Genomic DNA, 18,069 nt, shown 5'->3' on the forward strand with positions numbered 1-18,069 from the left:
TTTCCTTTGAGACTTTTAAGAGATTTCAGTGCAGCGCGAGTTTCAGAGCGGCGATCATTTGCGCATTCTCTTCTGCCGATCCGACCGTCAAACGCACGCAATTCGCCAATAACGGATGCATTTTACTCACGTTTTTGATCAAAACCCGCGATGTCAGCAGGGTTTCGAAGACGGCAGCAGCATCGGGAACACGAACCAGCAGAAAGTTGCCGGCGCTGGGATAAACGGTCGCGCCGGGCAGCGCCTTCAAGGCCAGTTCCAACCGCGAGCGTTCAATGCGGAGTTCGGCGGCTTGGGCATCGAGCACATCGAGGTGATCGAGCATGAAATCCGCGGCCGCCTGCGTCAGCACGTTGATGTTGTACGGCGGACGCACTTTATCGAATTCCGTGGTCCATGACGCCTTGCCCGCCAGATAACCCAGGCGAATACCCGCCAGGCCGAGCTTCGACATCGTCCGCATCACGACCACGTTGTCGAAATCTGCAGCGCGCGGCAGCCAGCTTTGCTGGGCGAACGGTTGATACGCTTCATCGATTACAACCAGGCTGTTCGATGCCGCCGCGATCACGCGTTCAATATCCGCGTCGTCGTAAAGCGTGCCGGTCGGATTGTTCGGATACGCGAGATATACCAGCGCCGGGTTGTGCGTTTCGATCGCGGAAATCAGCGTGTCGACATCGAGTGTGAAATCAGCGTTCAACGGCACGCCGATAAACTCAAGCCCCGCGAATTTCGCCGACATCTCGTACATCACGAAGCCGGGAACCGGCACGACGACGGTGGCGCCGGGTTTCGCGCACGCCATCGACATCATGCTGATCAATTCATCCGAGCCGTTGCCGAGCAGCAATTCGCACGCGGCGGGCACTTGCATGACGCGCTTGATCTTCTCGATCAACGCGGTCGGACGGGGTTCGGGGTATCGGTTCAAGGCGACGTCCGATAAGCGTTCGCCCAATTCAGCAGCCAGCTTCGCCGGCAACCGATACGGATTTTCCATTGCGTCGAGCTTCACTAGACCGGTTGAATTCGGCACGGGATAACACGTCATTGCAAGGACGTCGGGGCGGAGAATGTCTTGTGGTCGTGTCATGGTATTGCCGGACGCCAGGCGCCGGACGTTGGGCGGCTCTAAGGCCGCCTCGGTGTTTAACTCGGTTTGCGTCTTTGCTTTGTTACTGCGATGTATTTTTCATCCGATATTCAGCGCTGCGCGCATGCGCCTGCAGGCCTTCGCCATACGCCAGTTCGGCTGCAATCTCGCCGAGCGTCTGCGCGCCTTCCGCGCTGACTTCAATCACGCTTGAGCGCTTGATGAAGTCGTACACGCCCAGCGGCGATGAAAACCGCGCGGTACGTGACGTCGGTAGTACGTGGTTCGGTCCCGCGCAGTAATCGCCAAGGCTCTCGCTCGTGTAGCGGCCAAGGAAAATAGCGCCCGCGTGACGGATCTGCGCCGCCCAGTGATGCGGATCGAGCGCGGAAATTTCGAGGTGTTCCGGCGCGATGTCGTTGGCGATCGCGCAAGCTTCGTTCATGTCGGCGACCTTGATCAGCGCACCACGGTCTTCGAGCGAGCGCTGGATCACATTGCGACGGGGCAACGTGGGCAGCAATTCGTTGATCGCGTCTTCCACGCGCTGGATAAACGTCGCGTCCGGGCACAGCAGGATGGATTGCGCGAGTTCGTCGTGCTCGGCTTGCGAGAACAGATCCATTGCGACCCAGCGCGGGTCCGTGGTCGCATCGCAGATAATCAGGATTTCCGACGGTCCCGCGATCATGTCGATACCGACGGTGCCGAACACGCGCCGTTTTGCCGATGCAACGTACGCGTTACCCGGGCCGCAGATTTTATCGACGGCAGGAATGGATTGCGTGCCGTAGGCCAGCGCGCCGATCGCCTGCGCGCCGCCGATGGTAAACACGCGGTCCACGCCGCCCAGCAACGCCGCCGCGAGCACCAGCGGATTTTTCACGCCGTCGGGCGTGGGCACGACCATCACGATTTCCTTCACGCCGGCCACGCGCGCGGGAATCGCGTTCATCAGCACCGACGACGGATACGCCGCCTTGCCGCCCGGCACGTAGATACCCGCGCGATCCAGCGGCATGACTTTCTGGCCGAGCACCGTGCCGTCCGCTTCCGTGTACTGCCAGCTATGGCTGCCGCACTCGATCCGCTGTTTCTCGTGATAACCGCGCACGCGCGCCGCCGCCGCTTCCAGCGCGGCGCGACGTTTCGGTACGAGCCCTTCGAGCGCCGCTTCCAGTTCGGCCTGCGGCAATTCCAGCGACGCGACGTTCTCAGCTTTCAGCCGGTCAAACTTGTTCGTGTATTCCAGGACAGCGTCGTCGCCACGCGTTTTGACATCGGCGAGAATTTGCGCGACCGAGCGCTCAATGGCTTCGTCCTCGCTCGCCTCGAACGCGAGCACCGCGTGCAGCGCCGTGTGAAAACCGTTGGCGCTGGAATCGAGTTTGCGAATCTTGATAGACATGCTGGTATCCGGTTGTTTGCCCTGCTCTGCTTTACTCTACTTTTACGCGCCAACCGACGCGCGTTCGAACGCATCGAGATACGGTTTCAACGCGGCGCGTTTCAACTTCAGCGCGGCCTGATTGACGACCAGACGCGACGATATTTCCATGATTTCTTCAACTTCGACCAAATCATTCGCGCGCAATGTATTACCTGAACTGACCAGGTCGACGATGGCGTCGGCCAGACCGACCAGCGGCGCCAGTTCCATCGATCCATACAGCTTGATCAGATCGACGTGAACGCCCTTCGCTGCGAAATGCTCACGTGCCACTTCAACATATTTTGTCGCGATGCGCAGCCGCGCACCCTGGCGCACGGCGGTTTCGTAATCGAAGCCATTCTTCACCGCCACCGACATCCGGCAGCGCGCAATATTCAGATCGATCGGTTGATACAAACCACCGCCGCCATGCTCGATCAACACGTCCTTGCCCGCCACGCCGAAGTCGGCCGCGCCGTATTCGACGTAGGTCGGAACATCGGTTGCACGCACGATGATCACGCGCAAGTTCGGGTTCGTGGTCGGCAGGATCAGCTTGCGCGACGTTTCGGGATCTTCCGTCACTTCCACGCCGGCTGCGGCGAGCAGCGGCAGGGTTTCGTCGAAGATGCGTCCCTTCGATAACGCCAGCGTCAACATCGCGCTAGCCGGCACCGAACTCAACGACTGCGAAGTTTGCAGCGAACTCATTGCTCGCCTCCGCTACCGTTGATGCGCCTTACGTTCGCGCCAACGGCCGTCAGTTTGCTTTCCATCCGGTCGTAGCCGCGATCGAGGTGATAGATACGATCAATCAACGTTTCACCGTCCGCGCACATGGCCGCGATCACCAGACTCGCCGATGCCCGCAGATCCGTCGCCATCACCTTCGCGCCCGACAGTTTATGCACGCCGTTCACGAGCGCCGTATTACCGTCGACGGTAATACTTGCGCCCAACCGGTTCAATTCCTGCACGTGCATGAAACGGTTTTCGAAGATGGTTTCCACCGCTTGCGACGTGCCGGTCGCGAGCGTGTTGAGCGCCATGAACTGAGCCTGCATGTCGGTGGGGAACGCCGGATACTCCGACGTACGGAAGCTGACCGCCGTCGGACGTTTGTTCATACGTACACGAAGCCAGTTCTCGCCTTCTTCAATAGATACACCCGCTTCGTGCAGCTTTTCAATCACTGCTTCGAGCAACGAAGGATTCACGTTACGCAACGTCACGTCGCCGCCGGTAGCCGCGACCGCGCACAGGAACGTGCCCGCTTCAATCCGATCCGGCACCACCGAATGACGCGCGCCGTGCAACTTGTCTACGCCCTGAATCACCAGCCGGTCCGACCCGATCCCGTCGATCTTCGCGCCCATCGCGACGAGCAGATTCGCGAGATCGCTGACTTCCGGCTCGCGCGCCGCGTTCTCGATGACCGTTTCGCCTTCCGCCAGCACCGCAGCCATCAGCAGGTTTTCCGTGCCGGTGACGGTGATCATGTCGGTGACAATGCGTGCGCCCTTCAGCCGCTTCGCCCGCGCTTCAATGAACCCATGTTCGATCGTGATCTCGGCGCCCATCGCCTGCAGGCCCTTGATGTGCTGATCGACGGGACGCGCGCCGATCGCGCAGCCGCCCGGCAACGACACCTTGGCTTCGCCGAAACGCGCGAGCAGCGGCCCGAGCACGAGAATGGACGCGCGCATGGTCTTGACCATTTCATACGGCGCGAGCAGGTTGTCGACCTTCGATGCATTCAGCCAGACCTTTCCGTTCGCTGATTCGGAACGCAGGCCCATCTGGTTGAGCAGTTTGAGCATCGTGCGCACGTCTTGCAGGTTGGGCACGTTTTCCAGATGCACGTCGTCAGCCGTGAGCAGACTGGCGCAAAGAATGGGCAGCGCCGCGTTCTTCGCACCCGATACCACGATTTCGCCCGAGAGCTTCGCGCCCCCGACAATCACGAGTTTGTCCATGCTTGGCGTTCCTTCTACGGAGCTTCCTGCTGCAGCGCCGTTATCGGCGCTGCGGTTGTCTTGAGTGAATCGCACTAAATTTTCAGCCAGTCGGTTACGGGTGATGCGGTGACATCATCAAATGTTGGGAACGCTCAGACGGGTTTCCACTCGGCCGGGGTCAGCGTTTTCATGCTCAGCGCGTGGATTTCCGCGCGCATGCGGTCGCCGAGCGCCGCGTAGACGAGTTGATGGCGAGCGATGGGCCGCTTGCCTTCGAATGCGTCGCTCACGATGGTCGCGAAGAAATGCTGGCCGTCGCCTTCTACTTCGACATGCTGGCAAGCGAGGCCGCCAGCAATGTATTCCTTCACTTGTTCCGGAGTCGGCAACATGGAAGTCTCCTGAAAATTAAGCGAACTGATGAGTGACGCTATCAATGACGCAGTTTGTAACCGCTTGCCAGCAAGCGTATGGCGATTCCAGCCAGTACGATGAAAAACCCGCCGACAATGCCAAGGCTCGCGAGTGGATTGACGTCGGACATGCCGAAGAAGCCGTATCGGAAACCGTCGATCATGTAGAAGAACGGATTCAGCCGCGACACTTCGCGCCAGATCGGCGGCAGCGTATGGGTGGAGTAAAACACGCCCGACAGGAAAGTCAGCGGCATGATCAAAAAGTTTTGGAATGCCGCGAGCTGGTCGAATTTATCGGCCCAGACGCCGGCGATCAATCCGAGCGTTCCTAGAATTGCAGAACCGAGGATCGCAAAACCGAGAATGTAGAACGGCGCGGCGAAACTCATGGGAATGAACCACACCGTGACGATAAACACGCCAAAACCGACCGCAATCCCGCGCACGACGGACGCGAGCACATACGCAAAGTACATTTCCCAGTGCGACAGCGGCGGCAGCAGCACGAAAACGAGGTTGCCTGTGATCTTCGACTGGATCAGCGACGACGAGCTGTTCGCGAACGCGTTCTGCAACACGCTCATCATCACCAGTCCCGGCACGAGGAAACTTGTGTAAGCCACGCCCGGATAAACCTCGACGTGATTTGTCAGCGCGTGCCCGAAGATCATCAGGTACAAAAGCGCGGTGATAACCGGTGCGAGCACCGTTTGAAACCCAACTTTGTAGAAACGCAGGAGTTCTTTGTAGAACAGGGTACGAAAGCCGCTCATGAAAGGCCCTCGATGACTTCCGGCTCGTTCATCACCTGCACGAACACATCCTCCAGATCTGCTTTGCGCACATCGATTTCATCGAACGTGCAGCCCGCTGCGCGGCATTTCGCCAGGATCGGCTCGACGTCGTCGTAGCTTGCGAGCCGCAACAAATGGTTGGTCCCGGAAGCCGCGCGCGAATCGACTTCCAGCGAGCGCAACTCGACGGGCAATACGCCCTGCGAGAAACGCAACGAAAGCTGCATTCCGGCGAAGCGCTGCAATAGCGTGCTGGTTCGTTCAAGCGCGACGACTTCACCCCGACGCAGCATGGCGAGCCGGTCGCACAACGCCTCGGCTTCTTCAAGATAGTGCGTGGTCAGCACGATGGTGTGGCCTTCGCGGTTCAACCGGGAGATGAACTTCCAGAGCGTCTGGCGCAATTCGACATCGACACCCGCGGTCGGCTCGTCGAGCACGATCACCGGTGGTTTGTGGACCAGCGCCTGGGCTACCAGCACACGACGTTTCATGCCGCCGGAGAGTGCGCGCGTGTTGACATCGGCTTTCTCGGTGAGATCGAGATTGGCCATGATTTCGTCGATCCAGTCGTCGTTCTTGCGCAGGCCGAAATAGCCGGACTGGATGCGCAGTGCTTCGCGGACGGTAAAAAACGGATCGAAGACGAGCTCCTGCGGCACCACACCCAGCGAGCGGCGCGCCTGGCGGAAGTCGGTGACGACGTCGTGGCCGAGCACGGAGACGGCTCCGCTATCGGCGCGCGCGAGGCCCGCGAGGATGCTGATGAGGGTCGTTTTACCGGCACCGTTGGGGCCGAGCAGGCCGAAAAACTCGCCTTCTTCGACGACGAGGTTCACGCCTTTGAGCGCTTGCAGCTCTTTGTAGCGCTTCTTGACGTTGCGTATTTCTATGGCTGACATGACAGTGCGCGCGCCGGCGGGGCTGCGCCTCGATGTGTGCGGATCGGAACCGGAACCGGTCTTTACAAAATGAAAGGCGGATAGCAGGCCGAAAAAACGGTTGATTATAGGCCAAACGCGGCGGAGGTTAGCCGATTGCTCAAGGGGTCTTCGTTCGCACTTGGGGTTCTGTTTGGGTTGGTGCTTTCGGTGTTTAGTGGTTAGGGGTCAATGCTGGGTTGGTGGTTTCGGCGGTAGTGGTCGGGGTTGATGCCGGGGTGGTCGGTTCTGGGGTTAGCGGTCGGGGTCTATGCCGGGTTGGTGTTTTCGGCGTTAGTGGTCTGCGAGAGTCGGATTTTCTCTTTATCACTATTAGCCACTGTGCGTGGCGGCACGTCATTTCTTTGTCCAAAGCGACAAAGAAACGAAGCAAAGAAAACGCTTTTAAACCACGCTACCCTAAGTGTCCACAGCGTGCAGTTTTCATTCATAGGTGCCCCAAAAGCACGGTGCTCGCCAGAGCGACGGATGTGTGAACCCCTCCTTCTCGCGAATCCTGACACGAACACGCTTCGCCCCGTACGCTCTCGGGCAAGCACAATTGCTAAGGAACCCGCACAGCCTTACGGGTATTTACGGCTGCGGTTTTGACGGATTAGCTATCTGGTCTGTGCGACCGTATTCGTAGGCCACAGCTTGATGCGTGCTTGTGGTTACTGCCTCAGTTTTTGTGAATTGGCTGCGCGTTCTGTACAGCTATTTTCGTCGGTTACGGCCGCCCGCATCTTCGCGGCTTCGTTTCTTGGCGGGTTGGCGACGTGGTTCGAGGTGTGTACAAATTCGGTGGTTGGTCGTCCGCGGATAGCGCGGGGTGCCCCTTGGGCAGGTTCAATCACTGGTGGCGAAGCGTGTGGGTATCGGTGTTCGGAGAAGGAGGGTTTCACACATCCGTGGCTCTGGCGAGCACCGTGCTTTTGGGGCACCTATGAATAGAAACTGCACGCTGTGGACACTTAGGGTAGCGTGGTTTAAAAGCGTTTTCTTTGCTTCGTTTCTTTGTCGCTTTGGACAAAGAAATGACGTGCCGCCACGCACAGTGGCTAATAGTGATAAAGAGAAAATCCGACTCTCGCAGACCACTAACGCTGAAAGCACCAACCCGGCATTGACCCCGACCGCTAACCCCAGAACCGACCACCCCGGCACTAACCCCGCCCCTAACGCTCGAACCCGGAACCCATCCCCCTAGTGCGAACGAAAAGACAGAAGTGAATCCACGCCATAAGCCTGCGCAAGACTGGCAAGCCCCGAGGGAAGATTAACAACAGTAAGCGCCGCGCCACGCGCAACCGCCGCGCGTTGCCACGCAAGCAGCACGGCGAGCGCCGACGAATCGAATTGCTTGAGCGACGCGCAATCCACTTCGGTCGCGCCAGCGGCGATCCGCGACAAACCCGCGTCGAGCGCGCTTCTTGCGCTCTCGTGCGTGAGCGTCGCGGCGGTTTCGAAGCGACTCACGATGCCTTGCCGCTCGCCAGTTGCTGGTTACGCTGCGTGAGGAACTGCACCAGCCCGTCCACGCCATGTTGCTGAATCTGCTCGTTGAACTGCTGCTGGTAAGCCTGAATCAGCCACGCGCCCAGCACGTTGATGTCGTAAACCTTCCAGCCCTGCGGCGTCTTGTACAAACGATAGTCGAGCTCGATCGGCGAACCGTTGTTCAGCACCACCGAGCGCACCACCACGTCTGTGTCGCTAGGATCTGCCCGGAACGGCTTGTACTGGACCTGTTGATCGCGAACCTGGGCAAGCGCCCCCGAATACGTACGGATCAGCAGCATCTTGAACTGCTCGACGATGTCTTTCTGTTGCTGCGGCGTAGCCGTGTTCCAGTTGCGCCCCATGACAAGACGCGTGGTACGCGTGAAGTCCGTGTACGGCAGGATCTTCTCGTTCACCAGCTGCGTGATGCGCGTGATATTGCCCGACTGGATCTGCTTGTCAGCCTTGATCTGATCGAGCACTTGCGATGTGACTGTCTTGACCAGCCCGTCAGGAGTGGACATGTCGCCAGCCTGCGCGAACGCACCGCTGCAAAACGCCATCAGCACGGCAAACAGGGGAAGTAGAAATAGTTTTTTCATTACGGACTCTGCAAAAAAAGTGGCCTGAGTTTGAGCGTGGTGTTCACCATGAGTTCATCTTCCACGCCCTTTCAGCCATCGAAAGGCTTTCGTTATATTACCGGGCCGTCATTCTGCACGCTTTAACGCAGCCTGAACGACGGGAACGACGGAATCCGCGGCGGCACCATCTGGTCCGGCCGCACAGTATTCGCACCGGGTTCGCTCGCCGCAGTCTCGCCCGAAGCCGCCTCCGGTGCCGACGCAGCCGCAACCGGCGCCGCAGTGGTAGCTGAAGCAGGCGCTGCGCCTGCTGCCGCGCCGCTGTCTACATCCTCGTACTTCGGCAGAGCTTCGTTGCCGTCGCTCGCGCTGTTGTCGCCGCCGATCAGATACTGGCGGCGTTGCAGATATGCATTACGCACGAACGAATACTTGTCGAGCGCCGCGCCCGCCAGCACGTCGCCCGCGCCCAGCAAGTTGGCTCGCGTGTTGATCAGTTGCAGACCGAAGAGCGTGGAACGGAACCAGGTCGGGTCCACGAAGCTCGTCACGCTGCCGAAATAATCGACAACCGTACCCGCCGTATCACGCACCGTGCTCGGTCCCAGCAACGGCAGCACAACATAGGGACCCGCCGGCACGCCGTAATGGCCGAGCGTCAAGCCGAAGTCCTGGGTGTGCTTCGGCAGTCCGGCAACGCTCGCTACATCAAACAAGCCGGCCACGCCGAAGATCGAGTTCATCACGACACGCATGATGTCCGACACGCCGTCTGCAATCTTCAACTGCACCAGATTGTTCGCAGCGGTATAAATATCGCCGATATTGCCAAAGAAATTTGTGACACTGTCGCGCACCGGCTGCGGCGTAACGTACACGTACCCCTTGGCAATCGGCTTGAGCGCGACTTCATCGATCTTGTCGTTGATCGTGAACATCGTCCGGTTGTAACTCTCGAACGGATCACCCTTGGTCGGCGTGGTGACGGTTGCGCACCCGGCAAGCACCGCCACCGCGACTATCACAGCCGCGCTATTTACGCGCATTGCCTGCATTTGTTCTTCTCCTTATTGATGCTGATCCGAAGGCCAAGCCCGTACTGCGAGATCGGCGCGCCTTCGACTGCCTGGAATCTGGAACCGCCAGTCCGGCTCATTGAGTCGCCGCGCTCGCGCCCATCGCGCTCGCGGCGCCCGGGAAAGCTGGCGCGGCAGGCGTTGCAGCAGGTGCGGCAGAGGTTGCCGGACCCTTGGATGCGCCCGAATCCGCCGCTTTGTTGTACAGGAATTGCCCGATCAGATTCTCAAGAACCACCGCCGATTGCGTCATCGAAATGGTGTCGCCCGCTTTGAGCATCTGGTCGTCGCCGCCCGGCTCCAGGCCGATGTACTGCTCGCCGAGCAAGCCCGACGTCAGGATCTTCGCCGACGAATCCTTCGGAAACTGATATTGCTTGTCGAGGTCGATGGTGACCAACGCCTGATACGTGTTCTGGTCAAAACCGATCGAATCCACACGGCCCACCGTCACGCCCGCGCTCTTCACCGGCGCACGCGGCTTCAGCCCGCCGATATTGTCGAATTTCAGCTTGACCGCGTAGGTCGGCTGAAACGACAGCGAGCTCATGTTGCCCGCCTTCAACGCAAGGAATAACAGCGCCACGAAGCCCAGCACCACGAAGAGGCCGACCCAAAAGTCGAGAGCAGCAGTCTTTTTCATCGTCTTCCCAAAGAATCTTGTCGCAGTTTTTTGTGTGAAGGACTGTGCCCTTCACAACGTCCACGAACCGGTGAACCGAATCGCGACACAAAGAGCGTCGCGGTCCGGCCCGGAGTAGTCAGTTGAACATCAGCGCGGTCAGCAGGAAATCCAGCCCGAGCACGGCCAGCGAGCCGTACACCACCGTTTTCGTGGTCGCGCGCGAAACGCCTTCCGGCGTCGGCTGGGCTTCATAACCCTGGAACAGGGCAATGAACGTGACGGCAAAGCCGAACACCAGGCTCTTGATCACGCCGTTGCCTACGTCGCTCCATACGTCAATGCCGCCTTGCATCTGGGACCAGAACGCGCCCGAATCCACGCCGATCATCAGCACGCCGACCACATAACCGCCGAAAATGCCGACCGCGCTGAAAATGGCGGCCAGAATCGGCATGGCGATGATGCCCGCCCAGAAGCGCGGCGCCACCACCACCTTGAGCGGATCGACCGCCATCATTTCCATGGCAGTGAGCTGCTCGCCGGCTTTCATCAGGCCGATTTCCGCCGTCAGCGAGGTTCCTGCCCGACCCGCGAACAGCAACGCGGTCACCACCGGCCCGAGTTCGCGCACCAGCGACAGCGCAACCAGGAGGCCGAGCGCTTGCTCGGAGCCGTATCGGTTGAGGGTGAGATAACCCTGCAAACCGAGCACAAAACCCACGAACAAGCCCGAAACCGCGATGATCAACAGCGAATAGTTACCGACAAACAGGATCTGTTTCGTGACAAGGCGCGGCCGGCGCATCAACGGAAAGAATTCGACGACCAGGCGCAGGAACATGCGCGTCGCGTAACCAATCGTGCCGAAGCTGCCGAGCACCGACCGTCCGATGGCGCTGATCATGCTTTTGCTCCGAGTCCAAAGTCCGCCGCCAGCGGCGTCGTGCTTGGATAGTGAAATTTGAACGGACCGTCCGGCGTACCGTCGATAAACTGCCGAACCGACGGTTCCTGGGACGCCCGCAACTGCGCCGGCGTGCCTTCAGCCAGAACGCCGCCGTTCGCGATGAAATACACGTAATCGGCAATGGCGAACGATTCCGGCACGTCGTGCGTCACCAGAATGGACGTGGCGCCCAGCGCGCTGTTCAGCGTGCGGATCAAATTAGCCGTGATGCCGAGCGAAATGGGATCGAGGCCGGCAAAGGGCTCGTCGTACATCATCAGTTCGGGATCCAGCGCGATGGCGCGGGCAAGCGCCACGCGGCGAGCCATGCCGCCCGAGATCTCCGACGGCGCGAGATCGCGCGCACCCCGCAAACCAACCGCGTTGAGCTTCATCAGCACGAGGTCACGCAGGAGTTCTTCGGGGAGATCGGTGTGTTCCCGCAGCGGGAACGCGACGTTATCGAATACGGATTGGTCGGTGAACAGCGCGCCGAACTGAAACAGCATCCCCATCTTGCGGCGAAGCGCGTAAAGGCCGTCGCGGCTCTGGGTGCCGACGTCCTTGCCGCCGAACAACACCTGGCCGCGTTTGGCCTTCACCAAGCCGCCGATCAAGCGCAGCACGGTCGTCTTGCCACAGCCGGAACCGCCCATGACAGCCACGACCTGACCGCGCTTGAAGCGCATGTTCAGGTTCGATAATACGAGCCGGTCGCCGTAGCCGAAATCGACGTCGCGAAGCTCTAGCAAGGTCTCGGGAGAAGCTGACACGAAGGCTGACAATCCTTTTACACAAGAGGGCCGAATTATAGGGCCTCTACGCAACGGGTGTCGTGGGGGCCCCCTTCGGTTGGTTTAACGGCTGAATATTTTCCCGAATCCGGCGCATTATCGCCCGAATTCCTGTTGCAGCGCAGAAATGGCGGCACCCAGATCCGGCGCCTCTGTAACGGCCCGCACGACTGCTGCACTTCCCACGCCGGTTGAAATAATTTGTCGCAAAACCGGGCCGTTGATGCCGCCAATTGCAACGAGCGGCACGATGCCGTCGAGCAAGCGCACATAACGTGTCAAACGCGACAAACCTTGTGGCGCCGTTGGCATGATTTTCGTCGTGGTCGGGAACACCGCGCCGAGCGCGAGGTAGCTCGGCTTGAAATGCAGCGCCTTCAGCATTTCATAGTAGCCATGCGTCGACAGGCCCAGGCGCAAGCCCGCTTCGGCGATCGCGTTCAAGTCGGCAGTCTCCACGTCTTCCTGCCCGAGATGCACGCCGTACGCGCCGGCCTTGATGGCTTCCTGCCAATGATCGTTGATAAAAAGCTGCGCCTCGTGCTTCGCGCCCGCCGCCACCGACCGTTCGATTTCCTGCTTCAAATCGCCGGAATCGGTGGTTTTGCGGCGTAATTGCGCCGTTCGGACGCCGTGATCGAGAACCCGTTCGACCCATTCCGCGCTCGGCAGGACGGGATATAGGCCCAACCTGTCGGGACAATGGGGGAAAGGCTTTGAAGGGGCCGCCGGCAATTTCCCGACCTTCGGAAACGTGGAAAAATCGACGGGCCACGCGTCGAGTTCATCCAGATTGGCCGGGCGCCACGCAAGCGCCAGCACGAGCGCGTCGTGCGGCTCGAAACCGCAATCAAGGAACGCGGCCAGCGCCGCCGGCCAATCGTCCGACCATTCGCCCTCCAGCGTGTACTCGACGTTATCCAGATGCAGCGTCGCGCTCCCCGCTTCTACCTCCAGACGCCCAACTCCCTCCGGCAACGGCTCAACGCCGCCATCTACGATCAAATCATCCGAGCGCGGATGATCCGGCTCGCTCAAGCAGATTCGCCATGTCTTCGATCCCGCCGGCCACTCGCCCAGCCGCCGCCGGATTCGCTCGGCGGCTTCCAGCAATTCATCCGCCGGGGGCCAAAATACTTCCTTATCCAGCAATGCCATACTCATGCAGCACTCCCGTCTTGATGCCAGAACGGCATGCCGACCACCGGCGTGCTCGCTTGTGCGCTATCACGCTCGGCCATCGGCCCGGCGAGATAGGCCATTCGCCCCGCCTCGACGCCCAGCGCAAACGCACGCGCCATCTGCGGCGGAAACGTCGCCTGTGAGACAGCCGTGTTCAGCAACACGCCGTCGAAACCCCACTCCATCACCTGGCACGCATGCGACGGCACGCCAAGACCGGCATCGACGATAAGCGGCACATCCGGCAGCCGCTCACGCAGCGTGCGCAATCCGTAGGGATTCGTCACCCCTTTCCCCGTTCCGATAGGCGCGCCCCACGGCATCAACGCCTCGCAACCGACATCGAGCAGACGCCGGCCGATCACCAGATCCTCGGTGCAATACGGCAGCACCTTGAACCCCTCGCGGATCAGTATTTCAGCGGCTTCCACGAGGCCGATCGGATCGGGCTGCAGCGTGTAATCGTCACCGATCAGTTCGAGCTTCAGCCACGGGGTATCGAAGAGTTCACGCGCCATGCGCGCCGTGGTCAGCACTTCGTCCACGGTCTGGCAGCCGGCCGTGTTGGGCAGCAACGCGACGCCGTGACGCTTGAGGACATCGAAGAAACCGGCCTCGCCCGTGTTCGACTGGCGCCGCAACGCGACGGTGACCATGCCGGGACGGGCGGCGTCGATGGAATCCGACAGCGATTGCAGCGACGGATAGCGCGACGTCCCCAGCAGCACCCGGCTCGGGAACGACGTGCCGTAGAGCGTGAGGGTATCGGCTGTGGTGATGGTTGAAGTCATGGTTCGATTCCCTTTGGTTACCCTCAGCCGCCGGCGACCGGCGAGACGATATCGAGTTTGTCGCCAGCCGTAAGCGCCTTCGATGCATGTTCGCCACGCGCCACGAATTGCCCGTTCAGCGCCACGGCGAACGGCGGTTTTGCGCCGAAGGCCGCGAGGGCGTCGGTGACGGTCGCTGCGTCGGGCATGGAAAAAGGCTGCTGATTGATGTGAATGTTCATGATGAAAGTCAAAGCACGGGCGCCGCGTGTTCGCAGCGCAGCAAGGCGGACCAGCGGGCTTGGCGGCGCCAGTCATCGAAGGAATCCGGATTGGTGATCGCACCGCCAAGCAGCGCTTCGGCGAGGGCGCGGGCGGAGTCGGCGACTTCGGGCGCGATCATGTAACCGTGTCGATATAACCCGTTCACCCGCAAGGTTCGTGCGCCGTCCCAGACAATTGCCGGACGATGGTCGGGCAAGGTCGGCCGGCATTGCGAATTGAGTTCGAGAATGCGCGCCTCGCCGAAACCCGGATGCACCGCGAACGCCGCGCTCAGGAGTTCGAGCGCGGAGCGTACGGTCATCGGCGACATGTCTTCGCCTTCCACTTCGGTTGCGCCAATCACGTAAAGGTCGTCCTGTTTCGGCGCGATATAAAGCGGATAACGCGGATGCAGCAAGCGCACCGGCCGCGTCAGGCCGATACCCGGCGCATGCACACGCGCTACTTCGCCACGAATACCCCTTAACGCCGGCCATGCCGGTTTTCCGCCGAGCCCCCGGCAATCGATCACGAAATGTGCGTCCGGCGGGGTATCGGTATCGATCGTCGTATTCCAGTGAAGATCGACGTTACGTTCGGCCAGCCCCGCAGCCAGCGCAGTCAGCACTTGCCGGTTGTCGAGCTGGCCTTCGTTCGGCAGCAGCCAGCCTTGCGGAAAACGCGTACCCAGCGACGGTTCCGCCGCCGCGACTTGCGCGCCGGAGAGCTTGACGAAGCCGTTCTGGAAAAGCTCCGAAGGCGCATTCGCGCGCAAACGGCGCTCGAACAGCGGCGCTTCGGCGCGGTCGCCGGCATGCCAGACGACCAGCGTGCCATTGCGCTGGAAAAACACCGGTTCCGGCATTTCAGCGATAAAACCCGGCCAGCGCTCAAGCGATGCCGCACCGAGTTCAGTAATCAGCAATTCAGCGCTGGCGGCCTCGGCGAGCGGCGCGAGCATCGCCGCCGCGACCCATGCGGCCGATTGCGTGCCGGCGGCGTCGCCGCGGTCGTACAGCGCCACGCGGTGCCCCGCGCCCGCCAGCAGCCAGGCGACCAGCCGCCCGCACAAGCCACCGCCAACGACGGCAAAGTCGTCTCGCCCGGACGCACGGGAGCGAGTGGAGTGCATAGTGGAATGGGAATGCACAACGGTGTTCACGATGACGATGCCTCCTCAGCAGACGCTGCAGAACGCACAGAGCACACAGCACGGAAATCGAGATCGGGAGGAACGCCCGTTTCGAACCCTGGTTGCACGCGCGGCGCACAAAACATAATTCAGGGACGAAACCACGGCGAGAAAGCGGCTCGGGAGCGCATAACCTGCGGCTCCTGTGCCAGCCAATACTGGAAGAAACTGGAAACGCGGCGGTTTCCGGAAACTTCCCTCGCCGGTATTACCCGGATCGGGTGCAAAGGGACTCTCTCAGCCTCGCCGCGCGTTTCTCCGTTATTTCAAGGAGGCAGACGCGTGCCGAAGCACCCCTGTTTCGTCATCGATCATTAAAACATAAAAGCGAAACGACCCGCAAACCGGGAAAAGCCGGGGACCCGGCGCGGACAAGACCGGACAACCTTCCCTTTCGTTCGCGGTACGCGCACTCTGGCACAATGCCGCGAACGCCGATTCGTCTTGGTTGGCCGGCAGCATATGCGTACGGCAAGCGCCTCGCTGCTGCATTGCATCAGCGGGGCGGTCGCCAGCCGGGCGTGGATTAAGGAAGAATTAAGCCACGCCCGAAACAATGCTCCGGCACGCGCCGTCTTTAATGGCCTCTTACGATCATTGAGACGGAGCAGGACCCTCCGCATCGATACGATACCGCCAAGTTACAACCTGCCGCCGAGCCGGCACGTCTTCAGGAAGCTCATGACCACCACACCTCCCGGCAACACAGAACAAAACGCCGACAAAGTGTCGGCGTGGAGTCTTATCAAGCCTTACTGGGTATCGGAAGAACGCGGCATTGCATGGCTTTTGTTGATCGCGATCATCGCGATCAACATGACGGTTGTGTACATCAATGTCCGCCTGAACACCTGGAGCGCGGACTTCTACAACACGCTGCAGGCCAAGCGGGTCGCCGAGTTTCCACGCTTGCTGCTGATCTTCGCGGGCCTCGCGTTCGCGTACATCCTGCTCGCCGTGTATGGCCGGTATCTGCGCCAGATGCTCGGCTTCCGGTGGCGCCAATGGCTCACGCACCGGTACCTCGAACAATGGCTCGGCGATAAAGCCTTCTACCGTATAGAACGCGATCGTCTCGCCGATAACCCCGACCAGCGGATCAGCGACGACCTGCAGTCTTTCGCCACGACCACGCTGTCTTTGTCGCTGGATCTGTTGTCCACGCTCGTCACGCTCGTCACCTTCATCACGATCCTGTGGACGCTGGCCGGCGCGCTGAGTTTCTCGTTGTTCGGCACGCCGATCACTATTCCGGGCTACATGGTCTGGGCCGCCGCGCTGTACGCAGTGCTCGGCTCGCTGCTGATCCAGCGTTTCGGCCACCCGCTGGTATCGATTAATTACCAGGCGCAGAAAGTGGAAGCCAACTTCCGTTTCGGCCTGATCCGCATTCGTGAGAACGCCGAGCAAATCGCGTTTTACGACGGCATCGCGACGGAAAACACCAACGCCCGGACCATCTTCGAAACGATCCGCCAGAATTACTGGCAGATCATGAAGTACACGCGGCGGATGACCTTCGTGCTGTCCTTCTATGGCCAGATCGCGATTATTTTCCCGATCATGGTCGCGGCTCCCCGCTACTTCGCAGGCGCATTCACGTTCGGCGTGCTGATGCAGATCAGTTCGGCGTTCGGCACGGTCAGCGACTCGTTTTCCTGGTTCATCAATAGTTACTCGACCTTGGTCGAATGGCGCGCCACCGTGAACCGGTTGCGCGAATTCAAGCGCGTGATGCGCTCGACGCACATCAAGGAAGCGATATCGCCGGCGACCGCCCACGGTGGCATCAACCTGCATTACACGGATACAAAAGCGCTGACCACGACGGGGCTGAAGCTCTCGTTGCCAAACGGTACGCCGCTCGCGAACGTCGCCGATGTGATCGTGAAGCCGGGCTCGCGCTGGCTGGTGCAAGGCCCGTCCGGTTCGGGCAAGAGTACGTTGATGCGCGCGCTGGCCGGCCTGTGGCCGTTCGGTGACGGCACGATCGACGCCCCGGTCGACGCCAAGCTGATGTTCATTCCGCAGCAAAGCTACTTGCCGATCGGCACGTTGAAGGCGGCGCTGAGTTATCCGTCGACTGCGGAAGCCTTCTCAGATGAAGCCTGCCGCGAAGCCCTGCGCGCCTGCAACCTGAACGCGTACGGCACGCGTCTGGAGGAGTCGGGGCATTGGGCCAAGATGATGTCGCCGGGTGAACAACAGCGGCTCGCGGCGGCCCGCGTGTTGCTGCAAAAACCCGACTTCATGTTCCTCGATGAAGCCACCAGCGCGCTCGACGCCGAGAACGAGATGCTGATCTATACGGCGATCATCGACGCGTTACCGAACGCCGCGATCGTCAGCGTCGCGCATCGCGAGTCGGTGAGTGGCTTCCATGAGAGCCGGATCGAGATCGAGCGCGCGGGAGCTGAAAGCCTGGTTGTGTAAGAGCGAAGCGCTTGCTCGATGCCCGGTGACCCCGGGCATCGAACGCCGAGTGAATCTCAACCGGGCAGGTTCTTTTTGACTTGC

18 protein-coding genes and 1 riboswitch are annotated in these 18,069 nt (G+C 60.5%); of the genes, 1 reads left to right on the forward strand and 17 read right to left on the reverse strand.

What is annotated here, in order from left to right; all coding sequences use genetic code 11:
- Positions 1–25: 25 nt before the first annotated feature.
- The 17 genes from hisC to ACSQ36_RS17475 all read right to left on the reverse strand — a co-directional run bounded on the left by hisC (position 26) and on the right by ACSQ36_RS17475 (position 15,492).
- On the reverse strand, positions 26–1,096 hold the full coding sequence (gene hisC, locus ACSQ36_RS17395) for a histidinol-phosphate transaminase (RefSeq protein ID WP_213767154.1): 1,071 nt from the start codon (positions 1,094–1,096) through the stop codon (positions 26–28).
- 82 nt (positions 1,097–1,178) lie between these two features.
- Positions 1,179–2,504, reverse strand: a complete 1,326-nt coding sequence (hisD, locus tag ACSQ36_RS17400) for a histidinol dehydrogenase (protein WP_213767153.1) — start codon at positions 2,502–2,504, stop codon at positions 1,179–1,181.
- Positions 2,505–2,546: 42 nt separating this feature from the next.
- Positions 2,547–3,239: an ATP phosphoribosyltransferase gene (gene hisG / locus ACSQ36_RS17405; protein WP_158934227.1), complete on the reverse strand. Its 693-nt coding sequence runs from the start codon at positions 3,237–3,239 to the stop codon at positions 2,547–2,549.
- Positions 3,236–4,504: a UDP-N-acetylglucosamine 1-carboxyvinyltransferase gene (murA, locus tag ACSQ36_RS17410; protein ID WP_436182830.1), complete on the reverse strand. Its 1,269-nt coding sequence runs from the start codon at positions 4,502–4,504 to the stop codon at positions 3,236–3,238. Before murA ends, hisG begins: the two co-directional genes overlap by 4 nt.
- Before the next feature lie 134 nt (positions 4,505–4,638).
- Positions 4,639–4,878 carry a BolA family protein gene (locus tag ACSQ36_RS17415; RefSeq protein WP_031362176.1) on the reverse strand — a complete coding sequence of 80 codons (240 nt, stop codon included), beginning with the start codon at positions 4,876–4,878 and terminating at the stop codon, positions 4,639–4,641.
- A 41-nt stretch (positions 4,879–4,919) separates the two neighbouring features.
- Positions 4,920–5,675: an ABC transporter permease gene (locus tag ACSQ36_RS17420; protein WP_213767151.1), complete on the reverse strand. Its 756-nt coding sequence runs from the start codon at positions 5,673–5,675 to the stop codon at positions 4,920–4,922.
- Positions 5,672–6,598 carry an ABC transporter ATP-binding protein gene (locus tag ACSQ36_RS17425; protein ID WP_436182831.1) on the reverse strand — a complete coding sequence of 309 codons (927 nt, stop codon included), beginning with the start codon at positions 6,596–6,598 and terminating at the stop codon, positions 5,672–5,674. Before ACSQ36_RS17425 ends, ACSQ36_RS17420 begins: the two co-directional genes overlap by 4 nt.
- Positions 6,599–7,822: 1,224 nt before the next feature.
- Entirely contained in the window at positions 7,823–8,098 is a 276-nt protein-coding gene (locus ACSQ36_RS17430; RefSeq protein WP_213767175.1) for an STAS domain-containing protein, read from the reverse strand.
- On the reverse strand, positions 8,092–8,721 hold the full coding sequence (locus tag ACSQ36_RS17435) for an MlaC/ttg2D family ABC transporter substrate-binding protein (protein WP_213767149.1): 630 nt from the start codon (positions 8,719–8,721) through the stop codon (positions 8,092–8,094). The genes ACSQ36_RS17430 and ACSQ36_RS17435 overlap by 7 nt, the downstream gene beginning before the upstream one ends.
- A gap of 122 nt (positions 8,722–8,843) precedes the next feature.
- Positions 8,844–9,758, reverse strand: coding sequence for an MlaA family lipoprotein (locus tag ACSQ36_RS17440; RefSeq protein WP_213767148.1), 915 nt, complete (start codon positions 9,756–9,758; stop codon positions 8,844–8,846).
- 97 nt (positions 9,759–9,855) lie between these two features.
- Positions 9,856–10,422, reverse strand: a complete 567-nt coding sequence (gene mlaD, locus ACSQ36_RS17445) for an outer membrane lipid asymmetry maintenance protein MlaD (RefSeq protein WP_436182832.1) — start codon at positions 10,420–10,422, stop codon at positions 9,856–9,858.
- A 118-nt stretch (positions 10,423–10,540) separates the two neighbouring features.
- On the reverse strand, positions 10,541–11,308 hold the full coding sequence (mlaE, locus tag ACSQ36_RS17450; protein ID WP_213767146.1) for a lipid asymmetry maintenance ABC transporter permease subunit MlaE: 768 nt from the start codon (positions 11,306–11,308) through the stop codon (positions 10,541–10,543).
- On the reverse strand, positions 11,305–12,123 hold the full coding sequence (locus ACSQ36_RS17455; protein ID WP_213767145.1) for an ABC transporter ATP-binding protein: 819 nt from the start codon (positions 12,121–12,123) through the stop codon (positions 11,305–11,307). Before ACSQ36_RS17455 ends, mlaE begins: the two co-directional genes overlap by 4 nt.
- Before the next feature lie 117 nt (positions 12,124–12,240).
- The gene (gene thiE, locus ACSQ36_RS17460) at positions 12,241–13,302 is read right to left on the reverse strand and encodes a thiamine phosphate synthase (RefSeq protein WP_436183207.1); all 1,062 of its coding nucleotides are present in this window, start codon (positions 13,300–13,302) and stop codon (positions 12,241–12,243) included.
- 2 nt (positions 13,303–13,304) lie between these two features.
- Positions 13,305–14,117: a thiazole synthase gene (locus ACSQ36_RS17465; RefSeq protein WP_158934218.1), complete on the reverse strand. Its 813-nt coding sequence runs from the start codon at positions 14,115–14,117 to the stop codon at positions 13,305–13,307.
- 23 nt (positions 14,118–14,140) lie between these two features.
- Positions 14,141–14,338, reverse strand: a complete 198-nt coding sequence (gene thiS / locus ACSQ36_RS17470) for a sulfur carrier protein ThiS (protein ID WP_436182833.1) — start codon at positions 14,336–14,338, stop codon at positions 14,141–14,143.
- 8 nt (positions 14,339–14,346) lie between these two features.
- On the reverse strand, positions 14,347–15,492 hold the full coding sequence (locus tag ACSQ36_RS17475) for an FAD-dependent oxidoreductase (protein ID WP_436183208.1): 1,146 nt from the start codon (positions 15,490–15,492) through the stop codon (positions 14,347–14,349).
- Positions 15,493–15,729: 237 nt separating this feature from the next.
- Positions 15,730–15,860, reverse strand: a riboswitch (TPP riboswitch).
- 373 nt (positions 15,861–16,233) lie between these two features.
- On the opposite strand from ACSQ36_RS17475, the gene ACSQ36_RS17480 reads away from it, so the two are divergent.
- Complete coding sequence (locus tag ACSQ36_RS17480; RefSeq protein ID WP_213767143.1) at positions 16,234–17,985, forward strand: ABC transporter ATP-binding protein/permease; 1,752 nt, start codon at positions 16,234–16,236, stop codon at positions 17,983–17,985.
- Positions 17,986–18,069: the final 84 nt, after the last annotated feature.

Origin of the sequence: Caballeronia sp. LjRoot34 (assembly GCF_964253815.1) — a bacterium.
Classification (GTDB): domain Bacteria; phylum Pseudomonadota; class Gammaproteobacteria; order Burkholderiales; family Burkholderiaceae; genus Caballeronia.

Bases quoted from the DNA above. Each gene is read 5' to 3' on its own strand.
- hisC (WP_213767154.1), bottom strand. From the start codon at position 1,096: ATGACACGACCACAAGACATTCTCCGCCCCGACGTCCTTGCAATGACG.
- hisD (WP_213767153.1), bottom strand. From the start codon at position 2,504: ATGTCTATCAAGATTCGCAAACTCGATTCCAGCGCCAACGGTTTTCAC.
- hisG (WP_158934227.1), bottom strand. From the start codon at position 3,239: ATGAGTTCGCTGCAAACTTCGCAGTCGTTGAGTTCGGTGCCGGCTAGC.
- murA (WP_436182830.1), bottom strand. From the start codon at position 4,504: ATGGACAAACTCGTGATTGTCGGGGGCGCGAAGCTCTCGGGCGAAATC.
- ACSQ36_RS17415 (WP_031362176.1), bottom strand. From the start codon at position 4,878: ATGTTGCCGACTCCGGAACAAGTGAAGGAATACATTGCTGGCGGCCTC.
- ACSQ36_RS17420 (WP_213767151.1), bottom strand. From the start codon at position 5,675: ATGAGCGGCTTTCGTACCCTGTTCTACAAAGAACTCCTGCGTTTCTAC.
- ACSQ36_RS17425 (WP_436182831.1), bottom strand. From the start codon at position 6,598: ATGTCAGCCATAGAAATACGCAACGTCAAGAAGCGCTACAAAGAGCTG.
- ACSQ36_RS17435 (WP_213767149.1), bottom strand. From the start codon at position 8,721: ATGAAAAAACTATTTCTACTTCCCCTGTTTGCCGTGCTGATGGCGTTT.
- ACSQ36_RS17440 (WP_213767148.1), bottom strand. From the start codon at position 9,758: ATGCAGGCAATGCGCGTAAATAGCGCGGCTGTGATAGTCGCGGTGGCG.
- mlaD (WP_436182832.1), bottom strand. From the start codon at position 10,422: ATGAAAAAGACTGCTGCTCTCGACTTTTGGGTCGGCCTCTTCGTGGTG.
- mlaE (WP_213767146.1), bottom strand. From the start codon at position 11,308: ATGATCAGCGCCATCGGACGGTCGGTGCTCGGCAGCTTCGGCACGATT.
- thiE (WP_436183207.1), bottom strand. From the start codon at position 13,302: ATGGCATTGCTGGATAAGGAAGTATTTTGGCCCCCGGCGGATGAATTG.
- ACSQ36_RS17465 (WP_158934218.1), bottom strand. From the start codon at position 14,117: ATGACTTCAACCATCACCACAGCCGATACCCTCACGCTCTACGGCACG.
- thiS (WP_436182833.1), bottom strand. From the start codon at position 14,338: ATGAACATTCACATCAATCAGCAGCCTTTTTCCATGCCCGACGCAGCG.
- ACSQ36_RS17475 (WP_436183208.1), bottom strand. From the start codon at position 15,492: ATGCACTCCACTCGCTCCCGTGCGTCCGGGCGAGACGACTTTGCCGTC.
- ACSQ36_RS17480 (WP_213767143.1), top strand. From the start codon at position 16,234: ATGACCACCACACCTCCCGGCAACACAGAACAAAACGCCGACAAAGTG.